Genomic DNA, 14413 nt, shown 5'->3' with positions numbered 1-14413 from the left:
GGTGACATGGGTGACAGGATGAGCGGGCCGGTGCTCCCCGGCTCGATCGTGGCCGCGCACCTGGAGGCCTGCGCCGCCGAACTGGCGGGCACCGCCGAGGTCGGCACCGCCGGTGAACTCGCCGACGTGCTCGAACACCTCGCCGCCGGGCAGCGCCAGCTCTCGCTCGCACTGGCGCGGCTGGCCGGTGTGGTGCGGGGCAGCCAGGTCGACGGCGCGCTCACCGAGGTGCTCGAAGCCGCCGCCAGCGCGGCCGGGTATTCCGCCGACGCGATCGCGGAGAGTGAGCCGGTGCTCGGCGCGCTGCTGCAAACAGCCGACGAGGACACCCGTTTGTAGCTGGTGAGGGCCGCTTTCGCCGGATTACGCTCGAACACATGCGCGCGGTATGGAAAGGCACCATCGGATTCGGCGCGTACGCCATCGGAGTGAAGGCGTACAGCGCCACCACCGACCGCGCCTCCGCCGACCGCGCCTCCGGCCTGACCCAGGTGCACCTGACCGACGGCGGCCGCATCCAGCACCGGCGCTTCTGCGAGGCCGACGGCGCCGAGGTACCGCCCGGCGAGATCGGCAAGGGCTTCCCGCTGGCCGGCGGGGACGTGGTGGTGCTCTCCGAGGAGGACCTGGCCTCGTTGCCGCTGGCCACCGCGCATTCGATCGACGTGCTCTCGTTCGTGCCGATGGAGCAGGTCGACCCGGTCTACTTCGCCAGGACCTACTACCTCGAGCCGGAGGTCGCCGGTACCAAGGCCTACGTGCTGCTCAGCGAGGCCATGCAGCAGGCGGGCCGGGTGATGGTGGTCAAGGTCGCCCTGCGCCAGCGCGAGACGCTGGCCGTGATCCGCGTGCGCGACCAGCTCCTGCTGCTGGAGACGATGCTCTGGCCGGACGAGGTGCGCGAGCCGGACTTCCCGTTCCAGCACGAGGACATCGACGTGCACGTGTCCGAGGTCCGGCTGGCGGCCCGGCTGATCGACCGGCTGGCCGGTGACTTCGAGCCGGACGACTACGTGGACCACTACCAGTCCGCGCTGAACGACCTGATCACCGCCAAGGCCGACGGCGGTGAGGTCGAGCGACCGGCCGCGGCCGTGCAGAACGCCGGGGTCACCGCGCTGCTGGCCGCGTTGCAGTCCGGCGCCGAGGTGCACGAGGGCGGAAGCCCGATCGAGCGGGCCCGGAACGCGGCGGAAAAGGCAGCCGAGGCCGCCCGGACCGCGAAACGAGCCGCTGGGCGGAAGACCGAGCCCGTCACCGAGTGACCGATTCGGCTTTTGAGTAGATCTACCTGCTTCTAATGGGGGTCTTCCCCCTGCCGTGACCTGCGCCGGACCGGCAAGCTTCCAGTCAGCGCGACGGCCGGGGATTCGCCCGGTACTGGGGGTCGGACGAAGGCCCGGACCGTTCGCGCGACGCGTGGCCCGGCCGGCCCGGAGGAGGAGCGGACCGGCCGGGCTCCATCGTCGACTACCCTCGGAGGATGCAGGTGCGGTGTTCCGCCCGCAGGCCTGCACCCTGACGACGACTGCTGGAGCGCACACCCGTGTTCGACACCCTCTCCGATCGCCTCACTTCGGTCCTGCAGAACCTGCGTGGCAAGGGGAAGCTCTCCGACGCCGACATCGACGCCACCGCGCGCGAGATCCGCATCGCGCTGCTGGAGGCCGACGTCGCGCTGCCGGTGGTGCGCGCGTTCATCGCCAAGGTCAAGGAGCGCGCCAAGGGCGCCGAGGTCTCCGAGGCGCTGAACCCCGCCCAGCAGGTCATCAAGATCGTCAACGAGGAACTGGTCGCCATCCTCGGCGGCGAGACCCGGCGGCTGAACCTGGCGAAGAACCCGCCGACCGTGCTGATGCTCGCCGGTCTGCAGGGTGCCGGTAAGACCACGCTCGCGGGCAAGCTGGCGCTGTGGCTGAAGAAGCAGGGCCACGCGCCGCTGCTGGTGGCCTGCGACCTCCAGCGCCCGAACGCGGTCAACCAGCTGCAGGTGGTCGGTGAGCGCGCCGGGGTGCCGACCTTCGCGCCGGAGCCGGGCAACGGCGTCGGCGACCCGGTCGACGTGGCCCGCCGCGGGATCGACGAGGCCAGGCGCTCCCAGCACGACATCGTCATCGTCGACACCGCGGGCCGCCTCGGTGTCGACGAGGAACTGATGCGCCAGGCCGCGGACATCCGCGACGCGGTCCAGCCGGACGAGACCCTCTTCGTGGTCGACGCGATGATCGGCCAGGACGCGGTGACCACCGCCGAAGCCTTCCGCGACGGCGTCGGCTTCACCGGCGTGGTGCTCACCAAGCTCGACGGCGACGCCCGCGGTGGTGCCGCGCTGAGTGTTCGCGAGGTCACCGGCCAGCCGATCCTGTTCGCGTCGAACGGCGAGAAGCTCGAGGACTTCGACCTCTTCCACCCGGACCGCATGGCCAGCCGGATCCTCGGCATGGGCGACATGCTCACCCTGATCGAGCAGGCCGAGCAGGCCTTCGACCAGGACAAGGCGGAGCAGGCCGCGCAGAAGCTGGGCAGCGGCGAGCTGACCCTGGAGGACTTCCTCGAGCAGATGCTCGCGGTGCGCAAGATGGGCCCGATCGGCAACCTGCTGGGCATGCTGCCCGGCGCCGGGCAGATGAAGGACCAGCTCGCGCAGGTCGACGACAAGTCGCTGGACCGGCTGCAGGCGATCATCCGCGGCATGACCCCGGCCGAGCGGGCCGACCCGAAGATCATCAACGCCTCGCGCCGCCAGCGCATCGCCAAGGGCTCCGGCGTGGCCGTGCGCGAGGTCAACGACCTGGTCAACCGGTTCTACGACGCCAAGAAGATGATGCAGCAGATGGCGGGCCGGTTCGGCTTCGGCGGGGCGGGCAACAACCGGAAGAACAACCGCAAGGGCAAGAAGGGGAAGAAGGGCAAGGGGCGCGGCCCCACGCAGCCCAAGATCAAGGGCGGCTTCCCCGGTGGCCTGCCCGCGCTGCCCCCCGGCGGCTTCCCGGGTGCCGGTCCCGCCGGTGGCATGCCCGACCTCTCCCAGCTCGGCGGCAGCCTGAACGACCTGCCGCCCGGGTTCGACCCCTCGAAGTTCAAGCTGCCCAAGGGCAAGTAGATGGCGTACCGCCTCAGCGGCGTGGTGCTGCCTTCCGGCGAGCACCGCGACCTGTGGATCGACGTCGACCGGATCAGCTACGACCCGGTCGACGGGGCCGAGACGCTGGCCGAGGACGTGTTCCTGGTGCCGGGGCTGGTCGATGCGCACTGCCATCCGGGTATCGGCGCGGAGAACCTCGAAGAGGCGGCCGCGCAGGCGCTGACCGACCGCAAGGCCGGAACCCTGCTCATCCGCGACTGCGGTGTGCCGTTCGACATCTCGTCGTTGCAGCAGCGCGAGGACCTGCCGCGGATCATCCGCTGCGGCAGGCACCTCTCGCTGCCCAAGCGGTACGTGCCGGGGCTCGGCATCGACCTGGACAGCCCGGACCAGCTGCCCGACGCGGTGGCCGAACAGGCGGCCGCCGGTGACGGCTGGGTCAAACTCGTCGGCGACTGGATCGACCGGTCCGTCGGCGATCTGGCGCCGTTGTGGCCCGACGACGTGCTCGCCGAGGCGGTCAAGGTCGCGCACGACGCGGGCGCCAAGGTCACCGCGCACGTCTTCGGCGCCGCCGCCCTGCCCGGCCTGCTGGCCGCGGGCGTCGACTGCCTGGAACACGGGACCGAACTGTCCGCGGAGCAACTCGCGGACATGGCCCGACGCGGCATCGCGCTCGTGCCGACCCTGGTGAACATCACCGAGAACTTCCCCGGCATCGCCGACGCCGCCGCCAAGTACCCGATCTACGCCGCGCACATGCGGGACCTCCACCGGCGCGTCGACGGGCTCGTACAGGCCGCGCTGGACGCCGGTGTGGCCGTCTACGCGGGCAGCGACGCGGGCGGCATGATCGACCACGGCCGGATCGTCGACGAGATCGAACTGCTCCACCGGGCGGGCATGACACGCACCGAGGCGCTCGGCGCCGGCGCCTGGGCGGCCCGCGACTGGCTCGGCCACCAGTCCATCGCCGACGGCGCACCGGCCGATCTGCTGGTGCTGACCGCGGACCCGCGTGAGGAACTGGACGCCCTTCGCCATCCGTCGCACATCATCCTGCGCGGTACGGTCACTTCCTGAGACGGGCCGGGTTCAGCCGGTAGCCACCGGCCCCTTAGCGTGAGCGCGCGAAGGTCATTCCGGCGGCGGAGGTGCGGTGGCTCAGGCGGACGAAAACCCTCCGGCCGTCGGTGACGGCCTGGTGCGCGGCGCCCACTGGGGCCTGCTCGCGTTCATCGCCGGATTCGGCGCCTACCACCTGACGAACCTGGTGCTCACCGCCGTGCTCTCCGGCCGGTTCACCGGGTTCGACGACGCCGAGGAGATGCCCGACCTCGGCCCGCTCCTGCTGCTCGCGTTCGTGCCGAACCTGATGCTCGGCCTGGCGCCGGTGCTGGCCGCGAGGCGCTGGGGCTCCTTCCGCGAACTGGGCGTGCTGCCGAACCTGCGCGACATCAAGATCGGCCTGGCATGCGGTGGGTTCGCGCTGCTCGCCGGATATCTGACGAACCTGTTGCTGCTCCCGGTCTTCGGCACCGACCTCGAGTCCGGCAACCCACTGGCGGGGCTCGCGCAGGGCGTCGGCGACCACCCGGTGTGGCTCGCGCTCGCCGCGTTGATCGTGGTCCTCGTCGCACCGTTGAGCGAAGAGGTGCTCATCCGCGGCGCGCTGTGGACCGGACTGGCCGCCCACCGCGTGCCGCAGTGGGCGGTGCTCGCGCTCACCGCCGCGGTGTTCGCCCAGTTGCACGGAGAACCGAGCCGCACACTGGCGTTGTTCGTACAGGGCCTCGCGATCGGCGCGGCCCGCCTGCTCAGCGAGCGGACCGGCTCAAGCGTGGTGGCACACGCCGCGAACAACCTGCCACCCGCCTTGCTCCTGCTCGGCGCGCCGTAACCCCCGTATTCTCTGTATCTGCCCGAAATGCGAAGAACCCGGAGGACGGCTTGAGCGCGATGGAGGGGGAATCCATCCAGGGCCCCGAGTCGGTGCCGGCGGTGGCCGGGTTGCCGGACCACCGCTGGGGCCTCGGTGCCTTCCTGCTGGTCGAAGCGATCTTGCTCACTTCGGCCGCGCTGGTGCTCGCCGCGCTCGGCCCGGTGCCCGCCGGGCAGCCACTGCCGGTCGGGCACGTGCTGGTCGGCACCATCACCCCCACCGTGGTCGCCGCCTCCGCCGCGGTGCTGATCACCCGGTTGCGTGGCAACGGCCCGCTGGCCGACCTGCGGCTCTCCTGGAACTGGGCCGATGTCAAGACCGGCCTGCGCCTCGGTGTGGTCGGGCTGGTCTTCACCACGGTCGGCGCCTTCGTTTGGACCCAGATCGTCGGCGAGCAGAACGCCTCCTCGGCGATCAGCGCGCTGGTCGAGGACCAGCCGATGTCGGTGACCGCCGCGGTGATCATGTTCCTCTACCTGTGGCTGCTCGGGCCGATCTGCGAGGAGATCATCTACCGCGGCCTGCTCTGGGGCGCGGTGGAGCGGCTGAACTGGGGCAACGAGAAGTGGGGCAGGGTGGCCGCCTTCCTGCTGTCCACCGCGGTGTTCGCGGTCAGCCACCTGGAACCGCTGCGGACCACGCTGCTGCTGGTCATCTCGATCCCGATCGGGCTCGCGCGGCTGTTCACCGGCAGGCTCCTCGGCAGCATCGTGGCCCACCAGATGAACAACTTCCTGCCCGCGGTCGCCATCCTGCTCACCACGCTCGGCATCGCCACCCTGTAGACGGGCCCGCGCGAGGCGTCTGGCAGAATGTTCGATTGCTTGCCCCGGCCGGACCCTCTCACCGCGCCGGGGCCGAACACACCTGACCTCCGGGCGTCGCATTCGTCCCCACTCGGATCGCGCGGCCGACCTTGCACCAGAGAGAAACTGAGGAGTACCCACACCCGTGGCCGTCAAGATCAAGCTTCAGCGCCTCGGCAAGATCCGTGCGCCGTACTACCGCATCATCGTCGCCGACGCGCGCACCCGCCGGGATGGCAAGGCCATCGAGACGATCGGCAAGTACCACCCGAAGGAAGAGCCCAGCTTCATCGAGGTGAACTCCGACCGCGCCCAGCACTGGCTCTCCGTCGGCGCGCAGCCGACCGAGCCGGTCCAGCGCCTGCTCGAGATCACCGGTGACTGGCAGAAGTTCAAGGGCCTGCCGGGCGCCGAGGGCACCCTGAAGGTGGCCGAGCCGAAGCCGTCCAAGCAGGACCTGTTCAACGCCGCCCTCGCGGCCGCGGGCGAGGAGCCCTCGGCCGAGGCCACCACGCCCAAGAAGAAGGGCGGCAAGAAGGCCGACGCCGACAAGGCCGAAGCCAAGGCCGAGGAGAAGACCGAGGCGTGAGCTTTCTCGCGGACTCCCTTGAGCACCTCGTGCGCGGGATCGTGGACAACCCGGACGAGGTCCGGGTCGAACTGATCACCACGCGCCGCGGCCGCACCCTCGAGGTGCACGTCCACCCCGACGATCTGGGCAAGGTGATCGGCCGGGGCGGGCGGACCGCCACCGCCCTCCGCACCGTCATGGGCGGAATCGGCGGCCGAGGTGTGCGGGTCGACGTGGTCGACACCGACCACTGATCCCGCGCTGATGGAGGTTGTCGTCGGCCGGGTGGCCAAGGCACACGGCATTACCGGCGAACTGGCCGTCGACGTGCGGACCGACTCCCCGGAGCAGCGGTTCGCCGTCGGCGCCGTGGTGCTCGCCCGCCCGCGCGGCGGTCACCCCCGCGAACTCACCGTGGCAGCCGCCCGCTCGCACAGCGGGCGGCTGCTCGTGCGTTTCGACCAGGTCCCCGACCGCACCGCGGCCGAGGAACTCCGGGGCGCGCTGCTGCTCGGGGACACCGGGGACCTGCCGCCCACCGCGGATCCCGACGAGTTCTACGACCACCAGCTCGAGGGCCTGCGGGCCGAACTGACCGACGGCACCGCGGTCGGCACCGTGCTCGAGGTGGTGCATTCCCCCGGCGGTGAGCTGCTTTCGCTCGACCGCGACGGGAAGACCGTGCTGGTGCCGTTCGTGCGGGCCATCGTGCCCGTGGTGGACGTGGCCGGCGGCCGGGTCGTGCTCGACCCGCCGGAAGGCCTGCTGGACATCGAGTGATGCGCCTCGACGTGGTCACCATCTTCCCCGAGTACCTCGACCCCCTGCGGGCCGCGCTGCTCGGGCGCGCGATCGATCGCGGGCTGATCGAGATCGGCGTGCACGACCTGCGCGACTGGACCCACGACGTGCACCGCGCGGTCGACGACGCGCCGTACGGCGGCGGTCCCGGCATGGTGATGAAGCCGCAGATCTGGGGCGACGCGCTCGACCAGGTCTGCGGGGAGCACACCCGGCTGGTGGTGCCGACACCCGCCGGTCGCCCGTTCACCCAGCAACTCGCCCACGAATACGCCGCGGAGAAGCACCTGGTCTTCGCCTGCGGCCGCTACGAGGGCATCGACCAGCGCGTGATCACCGACGCGGCCCGCCGCATGCCGGTGGACGAGGTGTCCATCGGCGACTACGTGCTGGTCGGCGGCGAGGCGGCGGTGCTGGTCATGGTCGAGGCCGTGGTCCGGCTCCTGCCGGGGGTACTGGGCAACGCGCGCTCGGCCGAGGAGGACTCGTTCTCCGACGGCCTGCTCGAAGGGCCGAGCTACACCCGGCCGGAGGTCTGGCGCGAGCTGGCCGTGCCGGAGGTGCTGCGCTCGGGCAACCACGCGCTGATCGACCGCTGGCGGCGCGACCAGGCGCTCGAACGGACCGTCGAGCGCCGCCCGGAGTTGATCTCCGCGTTGCCCGACGGGAGTCTCGACAAGCACGACCGGGCCCTGCTCGCACGGCTCGCCGAGGAGTCGGCACGGGGCCAGTGATCCGCCGCCCGGCGGGTCTGCAATACTTGACCGGTTGGCGCGAGAGGAACCCCCTGGGTTCGCGCGCCTGCCAACCCCCTGGGCCGGCCGCTGTGACCGGCGTGCGCCCGGACGTATGGCAAGACGAAGACGTTACATCACAGACGAGGACGGACCACCGATGAACACCCTGGACGCCCTGGACGCGCAGTCGCTGCGTTCCGACATCCCGGACTTCCGCCCGGGCGACACGCTGAAGGTGCACGTCCGAGTGATCGAGGGCAACCGCGAGCGCCTTCAGGTCTTCCAGGGCGTGGTCATCCGCCGTCAGAACGGCGGCATCCGCGAGACGTTCACCGTCCGCAAGGTGTCGTTCGGCGTCGGCGTGGAGCGCACCTTCCCGGTGCACAGCCCGAACATCGCGCAGATCGAGGTGCACAAGCGCGGCGACGTCCGCCGCGCCAAGCTGTACTACCTCCGTGAGCTGCGCGGCAAGGCCGCGAAGATCAAGGAGCGCCGCGAGCCGGCTTCCTGATCCGGTAGCGGATTCCCGTAGCCTGGCGTCGTGGCCGAACCTGTGTCTTCAAACGCTGCCGAGGACGATCCCGAACGCTCCGAGTACCACGACGGAGCCGCGGAGGAGACCAAGGGCGGTGCCCACCGCAAGCGTGGCAAGGGCAAAGCGAAGAAGAAGCGCCCGTTCTGGGTGGAGCTGCCGATCCTGATCGTCGTCGCGCTCGCGCTGACGTTCGTCATCCAGCAGTTCTTCTTCCGCGTCTACATGATCCCCTCGGGGTCGATGGAGACCACCCTGCACGGTTGCGAGGGGTGCACCGGCGACCGCATCCTGGTCGACAAGATCACCTACGACTTCGTCGACCCCACCCCCGGTGACGTGGTGGTGTTCAAGGGTCCGGACCCGTGGGTGGAGAACGAGGCGCTCCCGGAGGAGTCCTCGAACCCGGTCGGCCGGTTCTTCCGGAGCATCGGCTCGGTGTTCGGCCTCGCGCCGCCCGACGAGCGCGACTTCGTCAAGCGCATCATCGCGATGCCGGGCCAGACCGTCGAATGCTGCGACACGCAGAACCACGTCGTGGTCGACGGCAAGGCGCTCGACGAGCCGTACCTGCACTTCGAGGACGGCACCGGGGTGCAGGCCCCGTTCGAGCCGGTCAAGGTACCGCTCGGCTCGGTCTGGGTGATGGGCGACAACCGCAACAACTCCTCGGACTCCCGCATGCAGGGCGGCGGTGGCGAGCGTGGTGCGGTGCCGCTGGAGAACATCATCGGCAAGGCCAGGATCATCGTGCTGCCGCCGGGCCGCTGGGGTGGCGTGACCGACCACAACCCGCAGGAAGCCGCGCAGCCCGCTGTGCTCGGCATGAGCGCACCCGCCTGGCAGCAGGGCATCCCGCTGGGCATCGGCGTGGTGGCCGCCTGGCCGACGGTATGGGCCGGTCGCAAGCTCGGAACGGGCTTGCGCGGGGCGGCGACCCGGAAGCGCTAGCCGCGTGACAGGGCTGAAGCCGCCACGCGCGGTCATCCGCGGGGAGAGTTCGTGGGGGCTGCAGGCCGCGCTGGAACGGCGTGGCCTCGGCCCGGTCGCCGGGGTGGACGAGGCCGGGCGGGGCGCCTGCGCCGGTCCGCTGGTGGTCGCCGCCTGTGTGCTCAAACCCGGTGACGGCGCCCGGCTGACCGAGCTGACCGACTCGAAACTGCTCACCGCGGCCGCCCGCGAGCGGGTCTACGAACGCGTGCTGGCCAGGGCGGTCGACTATGCGGTGGTGGTCATCCCCACCGAGGAGGTCGACGCCCGCGGCATCCACGTGACCAACGTCGAGGGCATGCGGCGCGCCGTGTCCCACCTGCGGACCGCGCCCGGCTACGTGCTGACCGACGGCTTCGGGGTGCCCGGCATGCCGGCGCCGAGCCTGCCGGTGATCAAGGGGGACCGCGTGGTCGCCTGCGTCGCGGCCGCGTCCGTGCTGGCCAAGGTGACCAGGGACCGGATCATGGGGGATCTGCACGACGAGTACCCGGTGTACGGCTTCGACGTGCACAAGGGGTACACCACCACCGAGCACGGCGCCGCGCTGACCGAGCACGGACCCAGCGCGGTGCACCGGTGGTCCTACACCAACGTGGCCGTCGCGGCCGCGGTCCACCGGCGCGAGCCACCCCATCGGGTGCTGCTCACCGCGGCGGCTTTGCACGCCACGGCGGCGCCGGTGCGTGCCCTGGATGACGGTCTGGGTCAGAATGGACTCTTCGCCGCCGACTGGCACGTGAACTCGCAAGGAGGGGCCCGGATTTCATGAGTGCCGAGGATCTCGAGAAATACGAGACCGAGATGGAGCTGTCGCTGTACCGGGAGTACCGCGACATCGTCAGCCAGTTCGCGTATGTGGTGGAGACCGAACGGCGGTTCTACCTGGCCAACGCGGTGGACGTGCAGGTCCGCGACGGTGGTGGTGAGGTCTATTTCGAGGTGCGGATGTCCGACGCCTGGGTCTGGGACATGTACCGCCCCGCCCGGTTCGTCAAGCACGTCCGCGTGATCACCTTCAAGGACGTCAACGTCGAGGAGCTGGACAAGCCCGACCTGCGCCTGCCGGAAGGCGGTCCCTTCTCCGGCTGACCCTGACGGCCGGGTTGTCCACAGCCCCCCAGTTGTCCACAGCCCCGCTTCGACCCTCTGGCCTGCATCTTTCCGCCCTGGCACCGTCGTGATCGTCAACCAACGATCACCGACCCCGGGGGAGTAGCCGTGATGGGGACGCAGGCGCGGCCGTCATACGAACAACGACAACGACTGGGCCGCCGCGGCGAAGAGCTGGCGGCAGCGCACCTGGCCAGGGCGGGCCTGGTCATCCTGTCCAGGAACTGGCGCTGCCGCGAAGGCGAACTGGACGTGGTCGCCACCGACGGCCGCACCCTGGTCGTCTGCGAGGTCAAGACCCGCTCGGGCACCGGCTACGGCCTGCCCGCCGAAGCCGTGGACCCGGAGAAGGCCGCCCGCATCCGCCGCCTGGCAGGCCGCTGGCTCGAGCACTTCCGCGTGCGCTGGTGCCCCCTGCGCTTCGACGTCATCGCCATCCACCACCCACCCACCGGCGAACCGGAGCTCACCCACATCCAGGGAGCCTTCTAATGGCCCCCGCCTCCCTACGCCCCCACCCACCCCACACCAGGCCGGGGCTCATGGCACCCATGCCATCCCGCCGCCGCGACGCCCACTCCACCACCGAGCCGGAGTCGCGAGCCGCCCACCCGCTCCCCGCTAGATCGAGGCTCGTGGCATCTCTGCCGTCCCGCCGCCGATCCGCCCGCCGCGACGCCCACTCGACCCCGCCTCCTGCCACCGCCGGGCCGGGGCCGGGATCTCAAGCCCATCGGGCGATCTTCGCCAGGTTGGGGTTCCCGGGGCCCATGCCGCGCCGCAAGCCCAGGCGACTCAGCGCTCTCGTTCCGCCGATCTCGCGGCCCACGTCCAGCAACGTTCCACCTCATGGTCCAAGACTTCGAGTTGCCTTGGCACTCATCCTCGGGCCGAGGCTCGTGGTGCCAGCATTGCGCCGCCGCAAAGTCCGGCTCACAGCGATCGTCCTCATCCAGCGACGATCGAGCGTCACCATCCTCCAACTCGGAGGACGAGCTGACATGGCGCCCACAGACAACCGGCCGTTGGCGCCTGCTTCAAGCCCGGGCTGCCCCGGGCAAGGGGTGAGCTGAGATGCCGCTGGCACGCAGTTGGTCGGTGGCCCTGCTCGGCATCGATGGCCGGGTGGTCGAAGTCGAGGCCGACATCGGGGCCGGGCTGCCCGGCATGAAACTGGTCGGCCTGCCCGACCCGGGGTTGAAGGAGGCCAAGGACCGAGTCCGCGCGGCAGTGCGCAACTCCGGTCAGAAGTGGCCCGAACAGCACGTCACCCTCGGCCTCTCGCCCGCGAACCTCCCGAAGCTCGGCTCCGGCTACGACCTCAGCATCGCCGCCGCGGTGCTTGCCGCCAGTGGCGCGGTGTCCGGCAGCAAGCTGCTCGGCACGGTGTTGCTGGGTGAACTCGCGCTCGACGGCCGGATCCGTCCGGTGCCCGGCGTGCTGCCCGCGTTGCTCGCCGCCCGCAGGGAAGGGCTCAAGCGAGCGGTGGTGCCCATCGACTCGATGTTCGAAGCGGCGCTCGTGCACGACATGGAGGTCCTCGGCGCCGGCCGCCTTCGCGATCTGCTCGCCTGGATGGATGACATCGAGAGCCTTCCCCGCCCCGAACCGGCCGACGAGATCCCACCGCCGTCCGTGGCCGACCTCGCCGACGTGATCGGCCAGCCGGAAGCACGCTGGGCACTGGAGGTCGCCGCGGCAGGCGGTCATCACCTGCTGCTCGTCGGACCACCCGGCGTCGGGAAGACCATGCTCGCCCGGAGATTGCCGGGCCTGCTCCCGGAACTGTCCCGCGAGGAATCGCTCGAAGTCACCGCCGTGCATTCGATCGAGGGCAAGCTGTCCCGATCGTCCCCGCTCATCCGGATCCCGCCGTTCGCCGATCCACACCACAGCATCTCGCTCGCCGCACTGATCGGCGGCGGGGCTGACATCGCCAAGCCCGGCATGATCAGCCGCGCGCACCGAGGCGTCCTCTTCTTGGACGAAGTCTGCGAATTCGGCGGAGAGCGCCTCGAATCCCTGCGCACAGTCCTCGAAGACGGCGAAGTCCGGCTCGCCCGGCGGAAGGGCGTCGTCTGCTATCCCGCCCGCTTCCAATTGGTGCTGGCGACAAATCCCTGCCCTTGCGCGCCACCGCGAGAAGCCGACTGCACGTGCTCACCGTCCGTCCGGCGCCGCTATTTCGGTCGGCTCTCCGGGCCTTTGCTCGACCGCATCGATCTCACCGTCCGCCTGCGCCCGCTGACAGCCATGCACGCTCACACGCACGAATTCGACGAGCCGGAACCGACCGCGAGGGTGCGCGATCGCGTACTCCACGCGAGGGATCGCGCGGCCAAGCGCTGGGCCGAACACGGCTGGCGCACCAACGCGGAGGTGCCGGGGCCGGTACTCCGCCGCGAATACGCTTTGCCACGCGAGACGACCGCCCTTCTCGACCGGAGCCTGAACATGGGCGCGGTCACCGCTCGCGGCGTGGACCGCTGTCTCCGCGTCGCATGGACGTTGAGCGATTTGGCGGAGGTCGATCGCCCCGAGGCGGACCATGTGGCTGCCGCGCTCGGCTTTCGTGATCGGCGGGCGGCATGACCGAGAGACGCGCCGACCCGGAGATCCGGCTCGCGAGGTCGTATCTGTTGCGGGTGGCCGAACCACCCGCGATGGCGCTCACCGCGTTCATCCGTGTGTACGGGCCGGTTCGCGCGGCCAGACTGGTGCGCGAGGGCGAGTGTCCGGAGGCTGTGCTGGCCGAGACATCCGCCCGCCGGACACTCGATCGGGCGAAATCTGACCTGGCGGAGGCCGAGCGGAACGGGGCCCGGCTGGTCGTGCCGGAGGACGGCGAATGGCCTGCCTGGCCGTTGCTCCCGTTCGATCAGGTGACCCAGCGCGGCCTGCGCGGGTTCGCACCGCCGATCGCGCTGTGGGTCCGCGGCGACGCCAGGCTCGACGAAGCGGTCATGTCCGCGGTGGCGGTCGTCGGAGCGCGAGCGGCAACGGGCTATGGCGAGCACACCGCGACCGAGATCGCGTACGGCCTGGCTCAGCGCCAGATGCCGGTGTTTTCCGGGGCTGCGTACGGCATCGACGGTGCGGCGCACCGAGGCGCGCTCGCCGCCGGTGGGGTGACAGCGGCGGTGCTCGGCTGCGGCCTGGACGCCGGCTACCCGGCGGGCCACGCCGGGCTGCTCAAGAAGATCGCGGAGACCGGACTCGTGATCAGTGAATACCCCTTCGGCACACCGCCGGCGAGGCACCGATTCCTCGTACGCAACCGGCTGATCGCCGGACTCACCGAGGGCACGGTCGTCGTCGAGGCGGGTGTCCGCAGCGGGGCGCGCAACACGGCGACCACCGCCGGCGTGCTCGGCAAGGTGGTGATGGCGGTCCCGGGGCCGATCGGCTCGTCGATGTCGGCGGGCTGCCACCAGATGATCCGCGAGTCGGCCGCGACGCTGGTCGGTTCGCTGGCCGACGTGATCGAGACCGTCGGCAAGCTCGACTCGTCGTTGGCCGGCCGAACCCCGCGGCCACGCCGGTCCACCGACGGCCTCGGCGAGGAGGCCATGCGCGTCCATGGAGCGCTCGAACTCCGGGCGGGCAGGTCCGCCGAGCAGATCACCACCGAATCGGGTGTACCGATCCACCGGGTCCGTGCGGTGTTGCCGGAACTCGAACTCGACGGCCTGGCCACGCGGGCCGAAGACGGGTGGCGCCTCACCAGTCGATCACGCCCGGTGACACCCGCGGGAGGAGGCCACCAAGGTCAGTGACGAACTCCCGGGGCGGCGGCCGTCGAATGGTTGCTTTGAGTAGCGATATCACCTCGTTCT

The 14413-nt window shown here is 70.6% G+C and carries 17 protein-coding genes; all 17 read left to right on the top strand.

The annotated features are described in order from the left end of the window. The first annotated feature begins 6 nt into the window (after positions 1 to 6). Positions 7 to 339 (top strand): hypothetical protein, encoded by a 333-nt coding sequence (locus JOM49_RS39415; RefSeq protein WP_209669512.1) that lies wholly within the window; start codon positions 7 to 9, stop codon positions 337 to 339. Between the two features lie 38 nt (positions 340 to 377). After that, a complete protein-coding gene (ku, locus tag JOM49_RS39410; RefSeq protein ID WP_209669510.1) occupies positions 378 to 1265 on the top strand; it encodes a non-homologous end joining protein Ku in 888 nt (295 codons plus the stop codon). A gap of 281 nt (positions 1266 to 1546) precedes the next feature. After that, positions 1547 to 3103 carry a signal recognition particle protein gene (gene ffh / locus JOM49_RS39405; protein ID WP_209669508.1) on the top strand — a complete coding sequence of 519 codons (1557 nt, stop codon included), beginning with the start codon at positions 1547 to 1549 and terminating at the stop codon, positions 3101 to 3103. Further along, the gene (locus JOM49_RS39400; protein ID WP_209669506.1) at positions 3104 to 4168 is read left to right on the top strand and encodes an amidohydrolase family protein; all 1065 of its coding nucleotides are present in this window, start codon (positions 3104 to 3106) and stop codon (positions 4166 to 4168) included. Between the two features lie 76 nt (positions 4169 to 4244). Then, a complete protein-coding gene (locus JOM49_RS39395; RefSeq protein WP_209669505.1) occupies positions 4245 to 4985 on the top strand; it encodes a CPBP family intramembrane glutamic endopeptidase in 741 nt (246 codons plus the stop codon). Positions 4986 to 5044: 59 nt separating this feature from the next. Further along, entirely contained in the window at positions 5045 to 5812 is a 768-nt protein-coding gene (locus JOM49_RS39390; protein WP_209672180.1) for a CPBP family intramembrane glutamic endopeptidase, read from the top strand. A gap of 166 nt (positions 5813 to 5978) precedes the next feature. Then, a complete protein-coding gene (rpsP, locus tag JOM49_RS39385) occupies positions 5979 to 6422 on the top strand; it encodes a 30S ribosomal protein S16 (RefSeq protein WP_209669503.1) in 444 nt (147 codons plus the stop codon). Beyond that, positions 6419 to 6658 (top strand): RNA-binding protein, encoded by a 240-nt coding sequence (locus tag JOM49_RS39380; protein WP_113693495.1) that lies wholly within the window; start codon positions 6419 to 6421, stop codon positions 6656 to 6658. Before rpsP ends, JOM49_RS39380 begins: the two co-directional genes overlap by 4 nt. 10 nt (positions 6659 to 6668) lie before the next feature. Beyond that, entirely contained in the window at positions 6669 to 7184 is a 516-nt protein-coding gene (gene rimM, locus JOM49_RS39375) for a ribosome maturation factor RimM (protein ID WP_209669501.1), read from the top strand. After that, entirely contained in the window at positions 7184 to 7939 is a 756-nt protein-coding gene (trmD, locus tag JOM49_RS39370; RefSeq protein WP_209669499.1) for a tRNA (guanosine(37)-N1)-methyltransferase TrmD, read from the top strand. Before rimM ends, trmD begins: the two co-directional genes overlap by 1 nt. Before the next feature lie 160 nt (positions 7940 to 8099). Continuing rightward, positions 8100 to 8453 carry a 50S ribosomal protein L19 gene (rplS, locus tag JOM49_RS39365; protein ID WP_209669498.1) on the top strand — a complete coding sequence of 118 codons (354 nt, stop codon included), beginning with the start codon at positions 8100 to 8102 and terminating at the stop codon, positions 8451 to 8453. 30 nt (positions 8454 to 8483) lie between these two features. Beyond that, positions 8484 to 9425, top strand: a complete 942-nt coding sequence (gene lepB / locus JOM49_RS39360; RefSeq protein ID WP_209669496.1) for a signal peptidase I — start codon at positions 8484 to 8486, stop codon at positions 9423 to 9425. Between the two features lie 4 nt (positions 9426 to 9429). Next, on the top strand, positions 9430 to 10236 hold the full coding sequence (locus JOM49_RS39355) for a ribonuclease HII (RefSeq protein ID WP_209669494.1): 807 nt from the start codon (positions 9430 to 9432) through the stop codon (positions 10234 to 10236). Next, positions 10233 to 10556, top strand: a complete 324-nt coding sequence (locus JOM49_RS39350; RefSeq protein ID WP_113693489.1) for a DUF2469 domain-containing protein — start codon at positions 10233 to 10235, stop codon at positions 10554 to 10556. The genes JOM49_RS39355 and JOM49_RS39350 overlap by 4 nt, the downstream gene beginning before the upstream one ends. A gap of 132 nt (positions 10557 to 10688) precedes the next feature. Further along, a complete protein-coding gene (locus JOM49_RS39345; protein ID WP_209669492.1) occupies positions 10689 to 11069 on the top strand; it encodes a YraN family protein in 381 nt (126 codons plus the stop codon). A 582-nt stretch (positions 11070 to 11651) separates the two neighbouring features. Next, complete coding sequence (locus JOM49_RS39340; RefSeq protein ID WP_209669490.1) at positions 11652 to 13169, top strand: YifB family Mg chelatase-like AAA ATPase; 1518 nt, start codon at positions 11652 to 11654, stop codon at positions 13167 to 13169. Further along, a complete protein-coding gene (gene dprA / locus JOM49_RS39335; RefSeq protein WP_209669488.1) occupies positions 13166 to 14353 on the top strand; it encodes a DNA-processing protein DprA in 1188 nt (395 codons plus the stop codon). The genes JOM49_RS39340 and dprA overlap by 4 nt, the downstream gene beginning before the upstream one ends. Positions 14354 to 14413 lie beyond the last annotated feature (60 nt).

This window comes from Amycolatopsis magusensis, assembly GCF_017875555.1.
Taxonomy (GTDB): domain Bacteria; phylum Actinomycetota; class Actinomycetes; order Mycobacteriales; family Pseudonocardiaceae; genus Amycolatopsis; species Amycolatopsis magusensis.
Note: the sequence above shows the minus strand (reverse complement) of the source record. Positions and strands in the feature narration are given on the sequence as shown.

Bases quoted from the DNA above. Each gene is read 5' to 3' on its own strand.
- JOM49_RS39415 (WP_209669512.1), top strand. From the start codon at position 7: ATGGGTGACAGGATGAGCGGGCCGGTGCTCCCCGGCTCGATCGTGGCC.
- ku (WP_209669510.1), top strand. From the start codon at position 378: ATGCGCGCGGTATGGAAAGGCACCATCGGATTCGGCGCGTACGCCATC.
- JOM49_RS39400 (WP_209669506.1), top strand. From the start codon at position 3,104: ATGGCGTACCGCCTCAGCGGCGTGGTGCTGCCTTCCGGCGAGCACCGC.
- JOM49_RS39390 (WP_209672180.1), top strand. From the start codon at position 5,045: ATGGAGGGGGAATCCATCCAGGGCCCCGAGTCGGTGCCGGCGGTGGCC.
- rimM (WP_209669501.1), top strand. From the start codon at position 6,669: ATGGAGGTTGTCGTCGGCCGGGTGGCCAAGGCACACGGCATTACCGGC.
- trmD (WP_209669499.1), top strand. From the start codon at position 7,184: ATGCGCCTCGACGTGGTCACCATCTTCCCCGAGTACCTCGACCCCCTG.
- rplS (WP_209669498.1), top strand. From the start codon at position 8,100: ATGAACACCCTGGACGCCCTGGACGCGCAGTCGCTGCGTTCCGACATC.
- JOM49_RS39350 (WP_113693489.1), top strand. From the start codon at position 10,233: ATGAGTGCCGAGGATCTCGAGAAATACGAGACCGAGATGGAGCTGTCG.
- JOM49_RS39345 (WP_209669492.1), top strand. From the start codon at position 10,689: ATGGGGACGCAGGCGCGGCCGTCATACGAACAACGACAACGACTGGGC.
- JOM49_RS39340 (WP_209669490.1), top strand. From the start codon at position 11,652: ATGCCGCTGGCACGCAGTTGGTCGGTGGCCCTGCTCGGCATCGATGGC.
- dprA (WP_209669488.1), top strand. From the start codon at position 13,166: ATGACCGAGAGACGCGCCGACCCGGAGATCCGGCTCGCGAGGTCGTAT.